The 18,061-nt window shown below is 44.0% G+C and carries 21 protein-coding genes; 8 read left to right on the top strand and 13 right to left on the bottom strand.

The window, feature by feature from the left end; translation table 11 throughout:
- Positions 1 to 90: 90 nt before the first annotated feature.
- From AB4507_RS01110 to AB4507_RS01095, 4 genes are all read right to left on the bottom strand, one after another.
- Positions 91 to 561 (bottom strand): metal-dependent hydrolase, encoded by a 471-nt coding sequence (locus AB4507_RS01110; protein ID WP_239917316.1) that lies wholly within the window; start codon positions 559 to 561, stop codon positions 91 to 93.
- An 11-nt stretch (positions 562 to 572) separates the two neighbouring features.
- The gene (locus AB4507_RS01105) at positions 573 to 1,184 is read right to left on the bottom strand and encodes an LPP20 family lipoprotein (protein ID WP_081230257.1); all 612 of its coding nucleotides are present in this window, start codon (positions 1,182 to 1,184) and stop codon (positions 573 to 575) included.
- A gap of 4 nt (positions 1,185 to 1,188) precedes the next feature.
- Positions 1,189 to 1,893 carry a hypothetical protein gene (locus tag AB4507_RS01100; protein ID WP_372157498.1) on the bottom strand — a complete coding sequence of 235 codons (705 nt, stop codon included), beginning with the start codon at positions 1,891 to 1,893 and terminating at the stop codon, positions 1,189 to 1,191.
- A gap of 98 nt (positions 1,894 to 1,991) precedes the next feature.
- Positions 1,992 to 2,708, bottom strand: coding sequence for a hypothetical protein (locus AB4507_RS01095; protein ID WP_372128025.1), 717 nt, complete (start codon positions 2,706 to 2,708; stop codon positions 1,992 to 1,994).
- A gap of 206 nt (positions 2,709 to 2,914) precedes the next feature.
- Here AB4507_RS01095 and AB4507_RS01090 point away from each other — a divergent pair, with 206 nt between their 5' ends.
- The 6 genes from AB4507_RS01090 to AB4507_RS01065 all read left to right on the top strand — a co-directional run bounded on the left by AB4507_RS01090 (position 2,915) and on the right by AB4507_RS01065 (position 9,348).
- On the top strand, positions 2,915 to 3,994 hold the full coding sequence (locus tag AB4507_RS01090) for a PD-(D/E)XK nuclease-like domain-containing protein (RefSeq protein ID WP_372157500.1): 1,080 nt from the start codon (positions 2,915 to 2,917) through the stop codon (positions 3,992 to 3,994).
- A gap of 15 nt (positions 3,995 to 4,009) precedes the next feature.
- Complete coding sequence (locus tag AB4507_RS01085) at positions 4,010 to 5,041, top strand: recombinase RecT (RefSeq protein ID WP_081230253.1); 1,032 nt, start codon at positions 4,010 to 4,012, stop codon at positions 5,039 to 5,041.
- Positions 5,041 to 6,126 carry a hypothetical protein gene (locus AB4507_RS01080; RefSeq protein ID WP_154724029.1) on the top strand — a complete coding sequence of 362 codons (1,086 nt, stop codon included), beginning with the start codon at positions 5,041 to 5,043 and terminating at the stop codon, positions 6,124 to 6,126. The genes AB4507_RS01085 and AB4507_RS01080 overlap by 1 nt, the downstream gene beginning before the upstream one ends.
- Before the next feature lie 143 nt (positions 6,127 to 6,269).
- Entirely contained in the window at positions 6,270 to 6,425 is a 156-nt protein-coding gene (locus tag AB4507_RS01075; RefSeq protein WP_154724030.1) for a hypothetical protein, read from the top strand.
- 530 nt (positions 6,426 to 6,955) lie between these two features.
- Positions 6,956 to 8,215 (top strand): ParA family protein, encoded by a 1,260-nt coding sequence (locus tag AB4507_RS01070; protein ID WP_081230251.1) that lies wholly within the window; start codon positions 6,956 to 6,958, stop codon positions 8,213 to 8,215.
- Between the two features lie 2 nt (positions 8,216 to 8,217).
- On the top strand, positions 8,218 to 9,348 hold the full coding sequence (locus AB4507_RS01065; protein ID WP_136987026.1) for a hypothetical protein: 1,131 nt from the start codon (positions 8,218 to 8,220) through the stop codon (positions 9,346 to 9,348).
- Between the two features lie 185 nt (positions 9,349 to 9,533).
- On the opposite strand, the gene AB4507_RS01060 is transcribed toward AB4507_RS01065, so the two are convergent.
- The 3 genes from AB4507_RS01060 to AB4507_RS01050 form a co-directional block, all read right to left on the bottom strand.
- The gene (locus AB4507_RS01060; RefSeq protein WP_086714996.1) at positions 9,534 to 9,770 is read right to left on the bottom strand and encodes a hypothetical protein; all 237 of its coding nucleotides are present in this window, start codon (positions 9,768 to 9,770) and stop codon (positions 9,534 to 9,536) included.
- A 60-nt stretch (positions 9,771 to 9,830) separates the two neighbouring features.
- Positions 9,831 to 11,495 carry an ATP-binding protein gene (locus AB4507_RS01055; RefSeq protein ID WP_162299031.1) on the bottom strand — a complete coding sequence of 555 codons (1,665 nt, stop codon included), beginning with the start codon at positions 11,493 to 11,495 and terminating at the stop codon, positions 9,831 to 9,833.
- Between the two features lie 220 nt (positions 11,496 to 11,715).
- A complete protein-coding gene (locus tag AB4507_RS01050; protein WP_133150982.1) occupies positions 11,716 to 11,940 on the bottom strand; it encodes a hypothetical protein in 225 nt (74 codons plus the stop codon).
- 393 nt (positions 11,941 to 12,333) lie between these two features.
- Between AB4507_RS01050 and AB4507_RS01045 the strand changes: the two genes are divergently transcribed.
- Complete coding sequence (locus tag AB4507_RS01045) at positions 12,334 to 12,876, top strand: hypothetical protein (protein WP_154724033.1); 543 nt, start codon at positions 12,334 to 12,336, stop codon at positions 12,874 to 12,876.
- A 9-nt stretch (positions 12,877 to 12,885) separates the two neighbouring features.
- On the top strand, positions 12,886 to 13,116 hold the full coding sequence (locus AB4507_RS01040) for a hypothetical protein (protein WP_086714999.1): 231 nt from the start codon (positions 12,886 to 12,888) through the stop codon (positions 13,114 to 13,116).
- Positions 13,117 to 13,172: 56 nt separating this feature from the next.
- Here AB4507_RS01040 and AB4507_RS01035 read toward each other — a convergent pair whose 3' ends face one another.
- The 6 genes from AB4507_RS01035 to AB4507_RS01010 all read right to left on the bottom strand — a co-directional run bounded on the left by AB4507_RS01035 (position 13,173) and on the right by AB4507_RS01010 (position 17,707).
- Positions 13,173 to 13,688, bottom strand: a complete 516-nt coding sequence (locus AB4507_RS01035; RefSeq protein WP_136987023.1) for a hypothetical protein — start codon at positions 13,686 to 13,688, stop codon at positions 13,173 to 13,175.
- A 1-nt stretch (position 13,689) separates the two neighbouring features.
- Positions 13,690 to 15,048: a TraB/VirB10 family protein gene (locus tag AB4507_RS01030; protein WP_136987022.1), complete on the bottom strand. Its 1,359-nt coding sequence runs from the start codon at positions 15,046 to 15,048 to the stop codon at positions 13,690 to 13,692.
- A gap of 12 nt (positions 15,049 to 15,060) precedes the next feature.
- Positions 15,061 to 16,248: a hypothetical protein gene (locus tag AB4507_RS01025; RefSeq protein ID WP_372182068.1), complete on the bottom strand. Its 1,188-nt coding sequence runs from the start codon at positions 16,246 to 16,248 to the stop codon at positions 15,061 to 15,063.
- Between the two features lie 8 nt (positions 16,249 to 16,256).
- The gene (locus AB4507_RS01020; protein WP_162299030.1) at positions 16,257 to 16,925 is read right to left on the bottom strand and encodes a TraE/TraK family type IV conjugative transfer system protein; all 669 of its coding nucleotides are present in this window, start codon (positions 16,923 to 16,925) and stop codon (positions 16,257 to 16,259) included.
- 62 nt (positions 16,926 to 16,987) lie between these two features.
- A complete protein-coding gene (locus tag AB4507_RS01015) occupies positions 16,988 to 17,317 on the bottom strand; it encodes a type IV conjugative transfer system protein TraL (protein WP_136987019.1) in 330 nt (109 codons plus the stop codon).
- A gap of 57 nt (positions 17,318 to 17,374) precedes the next feature.
- Complete coding sequence (locus AB4507_RS01010) at positions 17,375 to 17,707, bottom strand: hypothetical protein (protein ID WP_081230238.1); 333 nt, start codon at positions 17,705 to 17,707, stop codon at positions 17,375 to 17,377.
- Between the last annotated feature and the right edge of the window lie 354 nt (positions 17,708 to 18,061).

Below are 18,061 nucleotides of genomic sequence, written 5' to 3'. Positions count from 1 at the left end.
GACTATTAGGTCAACCAAATTGAAATTGATATGACTGTTTGCCTTGACTATTAGGTCAACCAAATTGAAATTGATCGAATCTTCACCACTTTAATTTTGTACTCCGATGTACATCGCTAAACAAAAAAAACTAACAGTCGTTACCGCCTCAAAGAAGCCATTACTTGCTGGCGTCAGCGGCACTCGATACCGAGTAGTGATCGGCCAAAAGAAATTGACGCCTGATTTGGTACAAGCATCCCCCACCAGGTGACCTATATAGCCAAATGTCAGCGAGTATGCCCAAGGAAACTCATACGTCGCACATAAGAACCAAAGCCCGAACGCGGCAAGTAAACTATGTAGCGCTCCTCGATGCCCGAGAATGCCTTCAATCGGTATACTCAAAAACGGAACAATGCGCCCTACCCTGCTATGTCTGGTGTCAATGTCAGGCAGTAATGCTCCTAACATCGCGAAACCCATACCTGCAAATGACATCCAATAGAATGTGTCTTGCATGGTATTCATGCAGATGTAATAGGCGCTTGCTGTTGTTATTTGATGATTGATGGCCTTCACACGGCACCACCCTACTCAACAGCGTTGCCGTTTGTTGCCTTATCTACACGACGCTCTAAGTCTTTAAAGGCAATGTCGCTTGCTGCTCGAACGTCACGGAATAAGTCATCATTGCCATCATTGTTCGAATCGTATGGCATGAATGACAATAAGTAGACGCGGTACTGAGTACCTTCACGGATAATTTCTGTATCCGTTACGTCATAGTCAGAGAGCTGTGCGTTCGCCACCAGCTTATCGATTGTCTTTTCGGTCAACGATACGACTTTGCTTTCCGTTGTTGCTGAATTGGTTGTTTCTGATGTGTACGCACGTTCACTGCCCGATACGATTTGGCGATATTTCTTGGCCAATTCGAACTCAGCGTTAATCTTCGCTTTGGTTACCGCCATGTCTAAGTCAGAACTCATTCCTGTTCCGGCTGCAAAAAAGCCTTCACCGTTAGACTTCGGTGGTTTCATGTACCAAGATGGAATGTTACTCAGTGTCTCATCCACACGGTCAACCGTTGCGTCATGCTTCGCCTTTTCTACTTCCAATTTGGTCATGTCGTTAGATGCACAACCGACTGCCATGATTGAAATCATGAACGCAGCTAATGTTTTCTTTTGAGTCATTTTCATTGGTCTAGTCTCTTTTTAATGAATTAACGCTTTTGTTATACATACGCGAACTCATCGTTGAGAAAATAAATTGAAGTAGCGTTATAGCGACTGGGACCGTTGCGATGATTGCCCCAACACTCATCAAACCTGCCATTTCTTCCAGATAGATATTGACGCTGCTTAGAACGGTTGTGGTGTGTGAAGCTGCGTAGATTAAGCCGACATAAGTAAACACCCCAATCCACAGTGAGCCAGCCATTGCGATTTTGATGTCAGTGAGAGATGGAAGCATGTGCAGTGTTACTGAAGATAAAACCCAGATGAGAAACCACTGTTGCCACCCTGCTTTATTCATGAACAACGTTAGGTCAATTGTGTTGTTATTAAAAAGATACGGTGTCACTTGTGGTGAGAGGAAATACAGTGCGACGATGCTTGTGAAAATTGGGCCAATACTGACTATTACTTTTCGAATTGAACCGGAGATGGTCATTGGGTATTCGTAATTTACGTAGCCGAGCACGGGATTATCTTGAGTCGGCATTTGAAACAGTTTCACTTCGGTTACCTTAAACCCAACCAATTTGCACATCAGGTAATGTCCGAGTTCATGTAAAGGTACACCAACTATTCCCGTGATAAACACGAGTACTCTGCTCTTTTGGAAGCGCTCCATCAGATACTTAAGTACCCAAATGGCGGCAGCAATAGTTAGGAAGTGGATCATAGAGTTACCAATAAACGTAAAGACGGTAATAAGGTAACGTTTCCCTCAAACGATGTTTTCAATTAAAGAGCCAATTTTCGGGCGTTAATTGGCAATATTTATTGTTGACCGTGCCGTGCGTCTATCTTTCGGACCTTTATTTGATACAACTCACACCAATGGAGAACTTGTTGAAGTCTTTCTGGTTTCGTAGATTCATCGATCAAAAGCGCAGCCGCATTAGAAAGCTGTAGCTGTTCAAAATTCAATAGCCGCCCAGCTACACGGCCATCATTGTCATAATCCGCGTTCAGCATCTTGGCTTGATATTGGCACTTTGGAAAGGTCGTATAAGGGGAGTCTGACAGTATCGCGACTTCTCCGGATACATTGCCCAGCAGCAGGCTGACTTTTTCCGTCACGGATAATTCACACTTCTGGCCACGAAGGTCGATAACAGAAAGTACAAACGGCGACTCGGGGGTAAGCGTTCTTGCCCAAACACCATTGAGCTTCACATTTGAGGGCAGAGGATGTCTCGCAAAGATATTGAGAAACAACTCATCAGGAACAGCCTTTGGTCCTAAGTTCAACCGGGTGATTATAAATTTCTTCGGTATCTTACCGAGCTCCACCAGCGTGCTCGTGAGCATTGATTCCATTTCGGCTTCTTTCAACCACACCCCGCCTTGCTTTATCGGCAAGTTAAAGCAATCACCATAAAGTCCTTCACCATTTGCGAGCCCTTTCGATTTCAATATCAACGGCACACCTGCGCCACTGCCAGTATTTGTTCTGTGTTTGGCGTATGGAATTACATAGTTCATACCTAGCATATTCGATGTCCATTTTTGATTCTGTCATCATTGGTTATACACCGATTTTGGACTGGTTTAGACAGTTAGGATTTCTTTCAAAGACATTGATATATAAGGGCTCAAGGAGAATTCGCTAATTTTCAAAGTGGGGGGAGATTACTACTAAAAAATGGATTTCGTGATGTATATTCATAACATCACAAACAAGTTTAAGAAGGCATATTATGATTACTGAAATGATTAGCTCGCTAAGAGATTCGGTTACTCCATTCAAATTTGATGGTAGTACTTGTGATGTGCTTAAGGCATACAACAAAGATGGGTCCCCGAGCTGGCTCGATGAAAAAGGTGAGCTCATCGAGGGGATTTACATTGGTATGGAGAACGAGGTTTACCATGCCCTACCCGCGTATTCATCATCTCAGTTGAAACTGCTTGTAAAGAAATCCCCTGCCCACTTTTACAGAAAATACATAAGCGATATTGACCGTGGTAGAACCGTGTCGAAGTCGCTGCAACGCACCTTTGATGCAGGCACTTATGGTCATGAGTTGGTCCTAGAGCCTCATGGGTTCTATGACCGCTATTACCGCGATATTGTGCCAGCTGATTACCCAAATGCCCTTAGAACGGTCGCAGAAATGCAAGCGCTTGTTGAGAAGCTTAACATCCCTAATGTGCCAAAAAGCGCCAATAAAGAGCGTTTGATGAAAGAGTTATTGGCAGTAGAACCGACCCTGCAATTTTGGGATACGGTTTTAGAAGAGCACAACAATAAGGCTATCCATAAAGGTAAAAAAGCGATTGATGCCATTGTCTGGGACGATGCACACCGCGTACACGAAACATGTCGAGATAATGTTGATGCAGATGCATTGATTCAAGATGGGTTACCAGAGATCTCCTTTATCGCTCACTGCCCAGAAACTGGCTTGTGGCTCAAGTGTCGCTTTGACTGGCTACGCTTCGACTGTATTGCTGTTGATGTAAAAACAACTGCGAGTACGGACCCTGATGCGTTTGCCAAGCAAGCGGGTAACTTGGGATATCACATTCAAGAAGCGTTCTATACCTACGTAGCAAGCTTGCTTGAGGTGAACTTGGGTGCCTTCTTGTTTGCATGCATTGAGTATGTCGATGCTGATTTATGTGAAGTCTATGACTTACAAAGAAAGGAAGAATCGATGATTAAGTTCAAAGATGGGCTACATACATTGGCGACTTGCCTTTCTACAGGCGTATGGACAAAACGCGTGAATCTATCAGGAATCACTTCTATCACTATTCCGAAGTACTGCCGTTAATTGGAGGGCGCTATCATGACTAATCAATCACTAGTATTACAAGCAGTCGAGGCTGCACGTCCTCATTTTTCGACTATCGTTGCTGAGAACCAATCGGGTCTTGATACAGACTTAGAGCTGGAATATGTGGCATACATTCTGGAAAGCTTTGGTGAGTCGATTACCTCTAATATGGATGCGAACTCAGTGTATTGGAGCATACTGAACCAAGCGACCATTGGTTTGTCTGTTGAGGAAGGCTTGAATCACGGCACCTTTTTGTATCGTCACGATTATGTATCGAATTTCTTCGTGTTGGAATTTATGCCGACATACCACGGACTGATTCACTTAGCGTTCGAGTCAGGTGAAATGGCGCAAGTTACAGCGGATCAAGTTTTTAGCAATGACCAATTTGTCTATCATGGCTCTCGTTCACTGCCTGAGCATACTTCTCAAGGTGCCTATGCCAGTGGGGACTTACTATGTGCTTATGCTGTTGGGGAGACACTGGGAGGGCATGTTTATTGTGAAGCACTATCCCGTGAAGAGTTGGATGAGATCGAGCTTATGGCGGCTATGAGTTTCAGTTCTAACCAGTCGGTTTGGAATACTGCATTTGTTGGTCAGATGCGTAAGAAATCTGCAATTCGTAGAATGATGCGCTTGTTGTTCAATCAACTCGGTTTCGATAAGCCTCATTACCGCAGTCGTATTAAAACGCTCATGAGCGTAGAAGATAATATGTGGACGAACATGAAATCCACCATGGACCACGAGATCGCTCGTGGAAAGAAAGAGAAGCAATTATTAAGTTCAAACCAAAACAACGTTCCTGTTAACACCTTTGGACAGCCAATCAAGAACACCAATACTGTGTGTACTTCGAAGGTAGTTACACACACAGGTGAGTCTGCTGCTGATTTGATTAAGCGTGCAGGTTCCACTGATGGACCAAAAATGGAATTTATTCCTCCGGTTCAAGATGCAACAGAACAACCGTCAACTGATAACCCATCGCCAACCACTCTTGGTTCTGATGGCTTTATGGGCGGGTGGGGGTACTAATGACGAACACTGAAACTTACAACGAACCTGAGCGACTGCCTACTGCGAATATCATCACGCAAGGGAAGAAGAATGTATTCCTCACTCATTCTGTAGTGAGTGGTCGCTCCAAAAAACTGATCTACAAAACTAAGCGCAGCGATACCGGCTCTGTCAAAGAAGTTGAGTGTACTCAAGAGCAGGCCGATGTGTATATCCACCAGCAAGTCGTGAAGAGTTTGCGAACACATCCTGATGACATTAACTTGCCACATATGTCTATGTTAGGTCTTCCCAAGGAATATAAGGCAGTGCGTGAAAGAGATGTTCTGGTCCGTTTTCGAGTTCCCGAGGCGTCAATGTCTTGGATAGATAACGACATCCTCTCCGTTGACTCGACGACATGTTTCAATTCAGATTGCAGTTTTTTTCCTACTTCTGGCACAAGTAATTTTACCCTTGCTGTTCTGACAATTTACCCTGTGGATTCTGGATATTTTGCAACGTTGAAAACTGAACAAGGGTATACCGGTCTTCCTATGAGCCATTGGATGTCGTTAGTACCGATATGGCGAAAAACGGTGGTGAAGACAGAAATTGCGATTCTGATTGACAGTGAAGCTCAATCTGATTTACCTGGTCTTGCAAAGATGGCGAATAAACGCGGGTATACTTTCCTCGGAGCGATATCTGGTTTCTTCAATAAAGTAGAAGGCAGTTCTGAAGCTCTCCTTAGTCAGCTATCTGCCTGTAAGCTGTTTGCTGATGCTCGTGTCCCGGCTGAACCTACTATGGACGATGAATTTGGGTTTGCCTTTTCCATGGCCACCAATTCTGTGTATCGATTCGATGCAAGACGCTCAATTCTACTGACCATCATTGATTTCGATTCAAGCACCAATACATGGGTACTTGGCTTTACTGATACCGGTGAGCGATTAACACAGATCCCTTATTCTTATGACGACTTCTTTACGATGGGTTACCAAATTGCTGTTGTGGCGAGTTTTCGTGAGCAAGAATTAGTGAAAGTCTTTAGCTATCAATTCCACTCTAGTTGTCTCGATGAAGAGTCCTCTTCAAGCCAGCTAGAGACGAAAATTTAATATTCGGTGCTGCACCTCAAAGCCAATCTCCCCCCGTTTTCTATTCTCGGCCCCTGTTTATGCTTACCTAACGCCAATATGGGGGGAGGGGGTGTTTTGTTGATTTAGTATCTACTCATCAAAGACAAGAAGGTGATAGATACATGAATACAACTAAAGTGCCGAGCACTCACTCTGATCACGACACACAACCTGTACCCAGTCAGTTAATTGAATCGATGGAACGCTTTGAATTTGATTCGATGACAGAAGCACAGGTAGAAACCGCTTTTGAATACCTAATGGAGCAAGTGTCGTAGAGTATATCTCCGGCATTTTACCCGTGTTCCAATCTGTCATCATGACAGAATAGTAAGAGATTTTGATTGTTTAGTGTGACTAGCTTCATTCTGTTTTGCTTTCATCTTGTTGGCATTTCCACATTCTCATCACACCTGTTTGGTCACTACTACAACAAAATTTCTTTCTCATACATTGAAGCCTAACATTCAGTCAGTTCCCGCGTTTATGTATCGCAGAGCTGACTTTTCGTATGTTAGTGGTGGCTTCAAACCCATTACTCCTTACTCACGTCCGTTTATGAATTGCACAACATGGCCGATAAGTACAATAGTAGGACGCGTCCTACTATTTTAAGTTGTTGTTTTTGTTGTGTTTTGTTTTTTCCTCTATCGTTCCCCTATCTTTTGCAGAAAAGTACATCATTAGTTTAAAACTGTATCGTAAGTCGAATTTCAATGAATTTATCCAAAATTGACTTATTATATCTTTTCTTACCTTTAATATTGGTTCATACTAGCTTTCAAACAGGCCACTGGTGGATATTGCTATGGGAACAATGACAGAGAAACAGCTCAAGACGCTTGAATTAGTTGACGAACTTGGGGACGGAGGTGCTAAATTCTTGGAATTGCGCCGCGAAACAAATGAAAAGCAACCTCGTTCTTTCACACAAGCTGAGGCATTGAAGTACCTCGAATGTTCTCAAAAGGTATTGACCGATTTGACGAAAGCGTTAGGTATCGATCCTAAACGCTATGCTGAGGTTGGTATTCAGTACTACCTGACTCTTGAAGAGCTGTACTTGATCCGCGATAACATGCCGAATACCACCGTTCTTAAGAAAAGACACAAACCATTCCAAAGAACAGCGAAACAAAAGACGCAGATTATTGCCGTTCAAAACCAAAAGGGCGGGGTATCTAAAACGTCACTGGCCAATGCAATAGCGACAGGTTTGTCGATTAACTATCATGTTGGTTACAAGATCTGTCTTATTGATATGGATGGTCAGTCAACTCTGACGAGTTTCTACCCTCCAGTTCATAAACACGAAACCAAACACATTGAGCGAAATGGTGCTAAGTATATTTCAGACGCTCGCACCAGCATTGGCGACTTGATGGCACTTGATCCAAATACAGACACGTTTCAGGACGAGGTTCGTAACGCCGTTTCAGATACGCTCATCCCCAATCTGAAAATTATCCCTGCGTCTCAGTCCGATAGAGACTCGGAATCTTTGAGTGCCAGTAACCAATTAGCGGGACAGAATGTTGACCCTACAACCCGTTTGAAAAACATCTTAGATGCTCTCGACGGTGAGTTTGACATTATCCTGATTGATACGCCGCCTTCATTGGGCTTTGCTACGTTGAACAGCTACTTCGCTGCGACTAGCGTGTTGATTCCGTGTAAGGCGGAACATAATGATACCGATGCGACCTGCGCCTACTTTCAATATCTGGATAGCATCATTGGTAACTTCATTGCTAAAGGTCATCAAGGCTACGATTTTGCGAAGATTGTCATTTCCAATTGGAAGGGCAGTGACTCGGAACTGGACATTTTCAATGCTCTAGTCAGTCAGTTTGGTGATGCAGTGTTGTCGACCAAAATGAAACACAGTGAAGCTGTAAAACGTTGTGCGTCTGAGCATAGCAGTGTTTTCGAATTCTCTAGGTCAATGGACAGTAAGAAAGGCAAAGCGTTAGAAGCGGCACAGGCGAACTGTAAAGAAGTCGTGGCCGACATTCATAAGCTGATAACGGACGTTTGGAAACAACAGGACAAAGGTGAGGAGCAATAATCATGGCCAATAACCGTCTAAAGAAAATCGCTGCTGCTAACGCTGCTAAGGCCGCACAAGAATCACCTTCAATCACTGAACCTGAAGTGGAGAGTGTGTCGAGCTCACAACGCAAGCCCCAAGCCTTCATGGGTGGTAATGAGCGCGAAACCACTATGACCTTAGCACAGGGGAAGTTGGCTTCCATTGAAGCTTCACTAAAGGAGGGCGGCATTAGTCTCCAAGAGTTTTTAACTGAGACTAAGAAGCTGGACTTTGCGCAAACAGGTCGTGAGATTAAGTCCATTGATGGTACAAGCTACCGTGCTATCCAACGTACCTTGTCATACGATGAGATTATGACTTTGGTTAGGATTGACGTGGACAACGTTCGTGAACAGTCGAGCCGCAATACGATTCAACTCAACAAGATGAGTGATGAAATCGAGTTCGGTATGCAAATTTCACCTGTACTTGCTTACCAAGGTGAAGATGGCCTGATCTATGTCGTGGATGGCTCATGTCGTACTGATATTGCCATGGATAAAAAAGTGGGGCTGGACTTTGAAATATTAGATCAAATCCCAACACCTGAAACCATTACCTGGCTGGTGGCGTCGTCTGACATCAAAACGTCTTTCAATTACTACGAAAAGGGCAAGCTCTATTCTCGTTTGATGGAAGTGAATGATTGGTCGGCGTACAAATTAGAGAAAGAACGTCTATACGAAAAATCAGACATCTCACTCTCCCTCGCTATCTACTCGATGCCTGACAGTCTGAAGAGCCTGTTTTCAAACTATGCCTTTAGTAGCCGAGATGCCAAGTTCCTTCGTAAATTGATCGGCACGGTTTCAGAGAGTGAAGATAAGCAAAGTGCCTTCACGAAATGGATTGACGAAAACCGCTCAGAATTCGAAGCCATGAATGCAGAGGAAGTGAACAAAGAGCTTATTGCACGGTTGAAAGATTGGAGTCCTGTTTCTCCTAAATTGGGGGGCATTAATAAGGAACCTCAATCGTGGGCAAAGAATGGGAAGGTATCGGTATCATTCCAAGTCGTGAGTAAAACAAAGTCGAAAATTGAACTGAACAATGCAACGCCTGAGCAGATTGCTCAATTAGAAGAGTTCAGCAAAACTTTGTTTGGTTAGGGCGGTTTTTGGGTAGTAGGACGCGTCCTACTATAAACTCAGTGGCATAATTATCTCTTGATGCTGGTGGTCAAGCAGCCATGTAATAAAAGCCCTTGCTATAACACGATACTGACTTTCCCTGCGGTCTATTGTCGAACTAAAAAAAAGCTCCCATCATGATGGGAGCTTTCGATAACGATAAGTTATTGATTAAGAGCGTCTTGTAACTGCCCTAATACAAATGCCTTATCTTCTTCACTCTTTAAGTCTAGGGCTTCAATAAACCCTACACTGTTAATGAGTTCCTGCAATTTAACTTTATCCAAAGTTGGGCCAATTAACTCAAGGATATTGTGTAACATATCGACTTGAGCGTAAGGACCATATCCCCGACCCAATTCATGAGAATGGTCGATGAGGGAGTCAGTAAATGAGTTCATAGTAACTCCATACTTGGTGTTCTACCGTACAAAGACAGGTAGGTTGGCGGGTTAGTGTGGTTACTTAGTTTCGGTAACTACAATGTCAGTGCCTGAAAACGAAACAGTGAACGTGAGGTTGTTGAGGTTGCGCTTCATACCAGAGTCCCTGAATGCTTCATCAAGCATTTTTTGAATCAACACTTCAGGGCTTGACGCTCTGAGTTTGTTGTACAATTTCTCAAGCAGATAATTGTCGCGGTCTTTGTCACTTTCACTAAAACATCCCCATTCATCTTCGTAGTTGGCATAGATTCCTAGTGCGGTTGATAAATGTTCTCTTTCTGGAATAACTAACGTTCCATAATCAAATTCATCACCAGACACAACTACGGCATCCGTTTCTATGACTACCTGACCATATTCTCCTTTCAGCGTGTATTGGTCGCACATAACGACAGGTATTGAATACATGCCATTGAGTTTGGCCGTCGAAGTAGGGTTAACCAATTCGATACTGACATCGAGTTCACTCACTTCGCGGATTTCACACTTGTGGATCCAGTGGTCTGCATGCAGGCCGCACACGTTGACAAACAAAACATTTCTTAAGTGCTTCAGGTAGTTGATGTTGATGGTATCTTCTTCACTTTCATGCTCTGGGAGGGCAAAGAGTAAAGATGATTCCACTTCAGCGCGAGAAATCGGCTGTTCAAGTTGGCTATGTTCTACGCCATCATATCCAGCGAGTCCGAGCTCGTAACTTTTGGTATCCCCAATCTCAGACTTCGTTAAATAGTCAACGTTGTTGAGAACTTGAGGGGCATAGTTCACGGCTTTTCTCCATAGTAAACGGTCGAACGCAAACGACTGGCCAAGACGTTTCAGTTCTTTTTGGAGGAACTGCATCATCAGGGTTTGAACACTCGTTCGAATTGATTGCTTGACAGTTTCTGCATCTAACAATTCAGCTCGATCAGGCATTCTTGCTTTTACATCGTCGTTCAAGTGAACGATATGATGAGGGTTTAACTGGTTTGAACTGGTGACCGCATTGGTGCTAGAAATCAGTGCGCCTTGCAGGTATGCCAGCCAAGATAAACCGTTGTGTTTAGTGTCAAAATAGATACTCCCGTATTCGAATTTGTGCTCGATGTATTGGGTCGAACTTTCTAAAGTCGTTCTTGAGTGATTTTTAAACATCAGAACTCCATTTAGAACGACGTCAATGTCATAGCCTTCACCAATTCGATCAACCTCACGGTCATATTTGCTAGAAGTTAAATAGCCAAATAAAGCGTCGGAAATACCTTCCAGTTCAATCAATGTACCGTTCCCTCGCAGGCTGTCTTCTATCACGATAGATTCACCCGAAAGGATGGCTTCAGTACTTGATGAAAGCATTTGATGCTGACTTTGGATTTTGATGTGTTCGCACGCGAAGAGAGTGCTTAAAAATCCCATTCCGTATGGATTACATTTGTCTACATCGCTTGACCAGCCTGACTCCGCGATAGAAAGAAGCTTTTGCATGTCTGCGATACCCGAACCATCGTCCAGAATCGTTAAGCAGGCACGGCCATTTTCGACTGATGTGGTAAACGATATGGTTGTAGCATTGGCGCGGGAAGCGTTTTGAATCAATTCATTGATCACTTTTCCGGTATTGGAAAAAATCGCACCAAGGTTCGAAAGAAAATTGTTTTCATTAATTTTGATTTGAACTGAGTTGTTTGAGTTAGTCATAGTCTTATCCTCGATATAGGGTAGGTAATGAATCTGCGAAGCGCTGGGTGAGCACATCACAAGGGGTTACAAGCCGGTTATAAGCGCATTCAACGAGACATAAATGCCTGAAGGGGAACGATTGACCGGGAAGTTTCATCCGATTGGATGAGGTTCGTTGTCATTGCTGGACAATGAGGTTTGTTAAGTGCTGGTGGAAGTACCAGGTTCTAACAGGGGGTTAAACTCTGTGTTTGTGAATCGTAAATGTTAGCCAAAGTGTTATGCCTGCCAAAGCCCAAGAGAGTAGGGTGATCAACAAAACATGACGCCATGTTTCACAGAATTCGACCACATTATGGAATGCAGAAGGGAAGTCTGTGCTACGAACGACAAGAACAGGGTGAATACAGAAATAAACCGTCGTTAAACCAAATAGTATGGTGAACAAAGTGCTTAATTTCATGGATAGTTCCTCACGGGTAGGTGATATCGCAGGTACACAAAAAACACCAAAGAGGTGTGTGTTTTGAACCGTTGATTGGGGTTAATTACGGGTAGTAATGCGAGTGGGTAACTCTTGTTGGTGTCAAAGTGCATTGACAGTAAGGACATGCATAGCATGGGAGAATTGGAAGCTCTCCAGCTTGGAGAAAACGATCACTAATACTAGTGATGATGTTTTCGGGTTGAACCGTATCAATCTAGCGTATGGGGCTGAAATAAATGGCAATTAACGAATCCAAAATACATGTTTCGAGCTCTCGTTCAGTGGGTTACGTACTAAGTGGGGGGAGATTGCTAGGCCAGGTATGGGAAACGTCGTATATTGAATTCAACGAATAGCCGGGGAGCAGCAATGGAGAATGAAGTAAAGCGGGTAATGTGGCATAGCCATGGATGTCGTGAGCTGATTGATGTGATGCGTTCATTGTCTCTCAGTGACATCCAATATCTGTGTGAGCAGCCAAGCCCAGTTACCACTGAATTTATTGACGAGTTCGCTCATTCAAAATGTTATGTCTTGTGCGAGGGTTTGATTGTGGCTGGAGAACGTAGCCGGTTCCCGATTCGAGGTGTGATTCTGTCTGAGTATGGCGTTGACCTTCATTACCTCAATGCTTTCGATATTGAAGGGAAAACGATATATATCGATGCCTATGGGCTATTTACACGTATTGAAGATATCTCAAGGCGCTATCAGATCGACGAAGCAAACATGACGGTTTTTGAGTTCGACTTCTATGGACTACAGTGCCGAAACCCTGACATGCCGGTCGTCGTCCTTCGGGAAACGTTAGATGCGCTTAGACATGGTATTGGTTCACCCGTGGACTACGTTCGCTTTAGAGACAATGCTTGTCGTCACTTGCTATTGAATATTCAAAATGAAATTAACTAGGAGGGAAGTATGTTAGCTCAGTATTTTGATCGTATAGATGAAAGCATCGACGCGTTGCTGGCCACCGACTTAACAGAGACTCAGAAAAAAGCGATCTTGGCGTTGGTGAAAGACTCTAGCGAAGAGGTGTTGGCCTCATATAACAGAGCGGTTCGAGCAGAAACCAAAGTCAATGTGATGAAGACGAAGTATGACACGATCTGTTTGAGTGCGATGGATGCCGCGAGTGGAGTGCATTAAAAAAGGCCACTGTGAAAGTGGCCAAGCTGTGTTGTTTGCTAGTTTTATTGGTTTTGTTACTCCGATTGTTGCGAAGCCAGCCTGTTCATTTCATCGACGGACATTAGCTTAACAACAAGAGAATCTGGTAACTGACCATGCACACTAGCTGCAGGTAGCACCACTTTCCCTTCAGAGTTCAATATCTGGATCATGTTGTTGTTATATTTTTCTATAGCAGCAAAATCATAACCCTGAGATTTAAGAGCCGAAAACGCTTTACCAAACGGGTAAAACACAATGGGGTGTTGGCTTAATGACGTTTCACTTTGTTTGTCGATCACCATCATGGCATAAGCCATTACCCCTGATAGGACCATTAACCACACTAAGATGATCTTCGGCAATAGATTTGACGTCTTACTTTCCGTTTGCGTTTGCGTTGCTTCAATCACGGTCGGTTCTTCGTCGCCTTTAGGTTCGTCGGGCATTGTTGGTTTTGATGCCTTCTCAATGAGTTGTTCAAGCTCCTGACTGGAATTCGACGCCTCAGTTGGTTGGTCATTTTTCTTTTCATTATCACCAGTGGCCATATTAGATCTCCTTAAACGTCAGTTTTAAAGGGGCTTGAAGTAGGAAGGTCACTTCTTGCATTGCTGGTACGTCAACGGTTGGCCAGATTTCTTCCAACATTTTTACGTAGTATTCCGAAATGCGGTCCAAAGATGAGGCGCCACCTTGGAGTACTGCCGAGGTGCCTAGTGTCCCTAGATCGGGTGTTTGAAAGCCTGTTCCGTCAGAGTTGATGTCGACACCCGGCACCCTTGATGGGGCAATACCTTGTGCCAGTCCAGAAAAGAAACCCGCCCACATGGAGCCTTTCAATACTTCACCGTTTCGAGCAACTAACGTGCCTGGAATCCCTGCCTGACCGTCAGAGCCAGTAGCAAAGCCTTGCGCCGCTGCTTCTGCCGTGAGTCCGTCCTCATCGATGCAGACCACTTTTTCTAGTCTCATGTAGGCTCTGCGGTCTGACAATTGACCAATGCCGGATAATAGTGCCTGACAGTCTCTTAGGTCAGCACGATAACCATTTGGCAACAGTGCATCTGTCTTGATGCGCATGACCGCCGGAAGGGGCTCTCTCGCTGAACCAATACTGGTTGGAGCTTGCATGCCTGATAGCAAAGTACCGGTTACAAGGCTGGTGGTTGGCAATGAAATTGAATACCCTTTTTGCTCAGGTTTTTGCTGATAGTTCTTCAAGGCTGCAGCCAACTCCATTTCTTTCTGATTCAATGCCTCACGTTTTTGCGCCTCTGACATTTCATCTTCATCGACCAGTTGGTTCGCTTCTACTAAGGTTTTTACACGCCCGTCTTGCAACAAAATCGCATCATTCCCTTCATCGACACTTCGAATGCCTGCAAGAGCTGGGGGAGGGGAGCTGCGCAACTGGCTCACTTGTTGGTTCGGCACGCCATTAGTGTCGACAGTGATTTCCGTTGCGTTCCCGTGTCGATCTACAACGACTTGGCGGCCTTGTCGGATTTGGTTCGGATCATAGTTGGTTCTTTCCAATTGTCGTTTGCCTGACTTCCATTCGGCAATCTCAGCATCTTGATCGGCCATTTTTTGACGAAGACCATCGACCTCTTGTCTTAACAGGTCGTACTGGTAATTGTCATTACGTGCCGACGACTTTTTATCGATAGCCGAAATTTCAACTAAGGCGTCACGAACTCCGTCAACGTCTTCCCTCTCTAGTTGGGTACGTGTGCTCGAAGGCATGAACACTTTTTCGATTTTATTCGCGTCTGCGTTCGGTCGTTGAATTTTGCCCGGATGAATAAATTGCATCGCAACATAGGCGGCAGGAACAATACAGACGCCAATCACCCCATATCGGAAATTTTTGTTGGTTTCCCAAAGCTCTTTAAAGTTAATCTTCATGGTTCACCTCGATTAATCCAGAAGTGATGGACGTTCATTGCGAGAATGCATACGTTGGTAGTACAGTCGGTCGCGCAATACGTATACTTCGGTTTTTTCTGATGGCTTTAAGGTCGCTTTGTTTAAGATACCCGTTGCGATCACGTCATCATCTACCCAGCAATCCTGCTCTCGCAAAACCACATTTCGATTCGTAACGTTTTTAACCAATACAACGTCCACGATTCGTCGAGACGATATTAAACGTTGTTTCGTCTCTGCATATGTTCCAAATCGACAAGGACGTAACGCGTCTCGCGGAATGTTGGTCTGCAAGTCAAAACCTGTAGGTGTTGCTTTTCCTGCCGTTTGCGCAAACAGTTTGTTGATACCCTCGACGTATGGAGATGACTTAACTTCAGGATCACTGGCAATGGCCAATTCAGATTCCATATCTTGAATGCGCTTTTCTTGCTCAATTTTATCCTGTTTTTTGGACGCCAATACGCGGTTCACTTTTGCTTGTAGTGCTTTGTTGTATCGGACATCGACTTGTACCATTGCAGGCATGACATCAAGTGGCCAAATCGTTAAGTTAACTTGGGTTTCAGGCACCCCTTTTTCGAACATAATGATATTAAAAGGGGCATCGTTGTTAGATGTGAAATAGATAAAGCTACCATCCACTTTCATGACAACATTGGGATCTGAACTGCGAATGTTAATTTCTTTGAAAGAGGTGCGAATACTGTTGAGAATGTACTTTGCTGCAGGCAACGTAATATTGTCTGAAGGGCGTAGTTTGTACTTCTGAACCGGCTTAAACTTTTTCGCCATTTGTCGCTGCATACGTTCGAATGCAGTCAGAGAAGGTTTCGGTGGTTGGGCCGTTGGTGGTGTTGCGACAATCACGTTCTTGTCTGATTGGGTGACTCTTCCAAATTCATCGACGGATTTTGTGCTGACAATAGGTTGCTTCGCAGCTGGGTCATTGACTGGAGTGAATTGACTTAATGACTTTTGCTTATCGGTCGGTAAAGATTTGACTACTTGGTCAACCATTGCCGCAACAGCTGCTTTATTTTCTGGTTGCGTTGTTTGTCGCTCCACTTTCGAGCCAACAGGTTCAATAGGGATGACGTTTTGGTTTGCCATTGCACCGAATGATAACGTGGCACAAAGCAAGGTCGTATATCTAGCGAGGTGATGTAAATTTTTCATAACGGGACCTACTTGTCTTGCTTGCGTTCGATACGATTGCGTTCTATCTGCGGAGCGCCTTCGTATTGGTCAATGGACTTCATCTTTGGACTACCGTGTGCATTGGCAATCTTGAGTTCGTATGTCCAGCGTACTGCACGGCGTTCATCGCTTTTATTGCCGCGTTTCTTCCGCTCAGTAAGCTTACGCTCGCCGTAAACAATCACTTTGTCGTATTTGTTATCGTAGAACACATCTAATACGTTGAACTCTTGCACTTGGTCCCTGATGTCTAAAGCTTTCACATGACTGATCACTTGCTCATTCAATGCATCGTAATCTCGAATGGAGAGCATTGGTTTGAGCGTATCTAAGACAATATCCACATTACGGACATTCACGTTACCAAGCATGCTGGCAATGAATATGCCCCATTGCTTCTTGTAACCTGAGTTGGCTTTGTTGCCTATCATGACAATTTCTTCAGAGAAATTAGGCGGGGTAACAACGGTGATGGGTTTCGCTGTCATTACCTTAAACGCTAGAAATGCGCAGATAATGATGGACAGCCCCATCATCTTCGTCATTTTGTTGCTGTGGTCGATGGCTGCTTGCCAAGAACGTTGGACATTCGAATCTGAATCATGCTCCAGTTCAGACTCATCCTGCCCCTTTTTTTTGCGGTTAAATATATTCATAGCAAACCTCAAACTTTTGCTAAAACAACACATAGAATTTAAAAACGGATCGCTACAAAGAGTTAGCGAAAATAAGTACGGTTAAATGCTTCTGGAAACGATTTACGGGATTTAAAGTTAATGATTCCAGCCCACCACAACATGTGTTTGAGCCGACCTTTGGGATAGTTATCTTTGACCCATGAATAGGCGAGAGCGAAAAGAATGGCGATTCCACCGATAAGTAACAGGTTCTTGCTGATGTGTCCGATAGCGATACCGACAAGCAAAATCCCCGCTGTATCCGACTCCATTCCGATCACCGATTGTTTGTCGTTTACTCGAAGTGGCACATAGGTTTGATTGTTCGGTAGTTGAGGACGAGCATCATTATTGATGTCTAACTTACTCATATGACCCCCTTATGTACTTCTGGGCCTCTTCTATAAGGCCCAGAGACATCTGTTGCTTTATACCGGAAGACCGGCAGTTAGCATGGTAGTGATAATGGTTTGAAGTTGCGCCAGCACCAGCATGATGATGACAGAAACACCAAGACCGATAAGGTTTGGTCGAACCATTGAGAAGATGATGATCCCTGCGAAAGAACAGAACGCGATAATTTGTCCAGGAACACCTTCAGCAAAGCTCACTAGTTCATCAAATAGGCCTTGGAACGCATCACCACCTGAACCGGCAATGGCCGAGACGGTAAAAAACATAAGCGCGAATGTAATTAAGCCGAGGTATGTCGTCTTTGAATCTACTTTTTGTACATCATTGACGTTGATTGTGTTTTGCATAGAAATATCTCCAATAATTCCGGTAAATACCTTTGAAGTAGGCCCTTGAATCATTGCAGGTAACCTAATTTTGAATTCCAAATAGTGAGCCGTTTTTTTAGGTTTATTTGTTTTTTTACATAAGCACCTGTTATTTAAGCTTATTTTTATGTGGCAAAATCTTGATTTATCCAAAATTTCATTGTTGAGAATCAATATGCTTTATTGAGTTCCATGCATCGACCAACTGTGACTTTCATATTTCAGGCGGTTGACGGGTTCTGAGTACAGAGCTGCAGCCAGAATAGAAAGGGCTTCGATGGCGATGATTTCAACCACCAGCGATACCAAACGGGGGGAGGTTTCTAGGTACTC

The sequence above is a fragment of the Vibrio sp. 10N.222.54.A3 genome (genome assembly GCF_041474095.1).
Taxonomy (GTDB): domain Bacteria; phylum Pseudomonadota; class Gammaproteobacteria; order Enterobacterales; family Vibrionaceae; genus Vibrio; species Vibrio crassostreae_C.
The sequence above is the reverse complement of the archived record's forward strand: the minus strand, read 5'-3'. Positions and strand labels throughout refer to the sequence as shown.

What these genes read in the sequence shown, in the direction of transcription:
- AB4507_RS01065 (WP_136987026.1), top strand. Translation starts at nt 8,218, where the DNA reads ATGGCCAATAACCGTCTAAAGAAAATCGCTGCTGCTAACGCTGCTAAG.
- AB4507_RS01050 (WP_133150982.1), bottom strand. Translation starts at nt 11,940, where the DNA reads ATGAAATTAAGCACTTTGTTCACCATACTATTTGGTTTAACGACGGTT.
- AB4507_RS01040 (WP_086714999.1), top strand. Translation starts at nt 12,886, where the DNA reads ATGTTAGCTCAGTATTTTGATCGTATAGATGAAAGCATCGACGCGTTG.
- AB4507_RS01085 (WP_081230253.1), top strand. Translation starts at nt 4,010, where the DNA reads ATGACTAATCAATCACTAGTATTACAAGCAGTCGAGGCTGCACGTCCT.
- AB4507_RS01080 (WP_154724029.1), top strand. Translation starts at nt 5,041, where the DNA reads ATGACGAACACTGAAACTTACAACGAACCTGAGCGACTGCCTACTGCG.
- AB4507_RS01095 (WP_372128025.1), bottom strand. Translation starts at nt 2,708, where the DNA reads ATGCTAGGTATGAACTATGTAATTCCATACGCCAAACACAGAACAAAT.
- AB4507_RS01010 (WP_081230238.1), bottom strand. Translation starts at nt 17,707, where the DNA reads ATGCAAAACACAATCAACGTCAATGATGTACAAAAAGTAGATTCAAAG.
- AB4507_RS01020 (WP_162299030.1), bottom strand. Translation starts at nt 16,925, where the DNA reads ATGAATATATTTAACCGCAAAAAAAAGGGGCAGGATGAGTCTGAACTG.
- AB4507_RS01055 (WP_162299031.1), bottom strand. Translation starts at nt 11,495, where the DNA reads ATGACTAACTCAAACAACTCAGTTCAAATCAAAATTAATGAAAACAAT.
- AB4507_RS01105 (WP_081230257.1), bottom strand. Translation starts at nt 1,184, where the DNA reads ATGAAAATGACTCAAAAGAAAACATTAGCTGCGTTCATGATTTCAATC.
- AB4507_RS01100 (WP_372157498.1), bottom strand. Translation starts at nt 1,893, where the DNA reads ATGATCCACTTCCTAACTATTGCTGCCGCCATTTGGGTACTTAAGTAT.
- AB4507_RS01015 (WP_136987019.1), bottom strand. Translation starts at nt 17,317, where the DNA reads ATGAGTAAGTTAGACATCAATAATGATGCTCGTCCTCAACTACCGAAC.
- AB4507_RS01070 (WP_081230251.1), top strand. Translation starts at nt 6,956, where the DNA reads ATGGGAACAATGACAGAGAAACAGCTCAAGACGCTTGAATTAGTTGAC.
- AB4507_RS01030 (WP_136987022.1), bottom strand. Translation starts at nt 15,048, where the DNA reads ATGAAGATTAACTTTAAAGAGCTTTGGGAAACCAACAAAAATTTCCGA.
- AB4507_RS01075 (WP_154724030.1), top strand. Translation starts at nt 6,270, where the DNA reads ATGAATACAACTAAAGTGCCGAGCACTCACTCTGATCACGACACACAA.
- AB4507_RS01025 (WP_372182068.1), bottom strand. Translation starts at nt 16,248, where the DNA reads ATGAAAAATTTACATCACCTCGCTAGATATACGACCTTGCTTTGTGCC.
- AB4507_RS01060 (WP_086714996.1), bottom strand. Translation starts at nt 9,770, where the DNA reads ATGAACTCATTTACTGACTCCCTCATCGACCATTCTCATGAATTGGGT.
- AB4507_RS01045 (WP_154724033.1), top strand. Translation starts at nt 12,334, where the DNA reads ATGGAGAATGAAGTAAAGCGGGTAATGTGGCATAGCCATGGATGTCGT.
- AB4507_RS01090 (WP_372157500.1), top strand. Translation starts at nt 2,915, where the DNA reads ATGATTACTGAAATGATTAGCTCGCTAAGAGATTCGGTTACTCCATTC.
- AB4507_RS01035 (WP_136987023.1), bottom strand. Translation starts at nt 13,688, where the DNA reads ATGGCCACTGGTGATAATGAAAAGAAAAATGACCAACCAACTGAGGCG.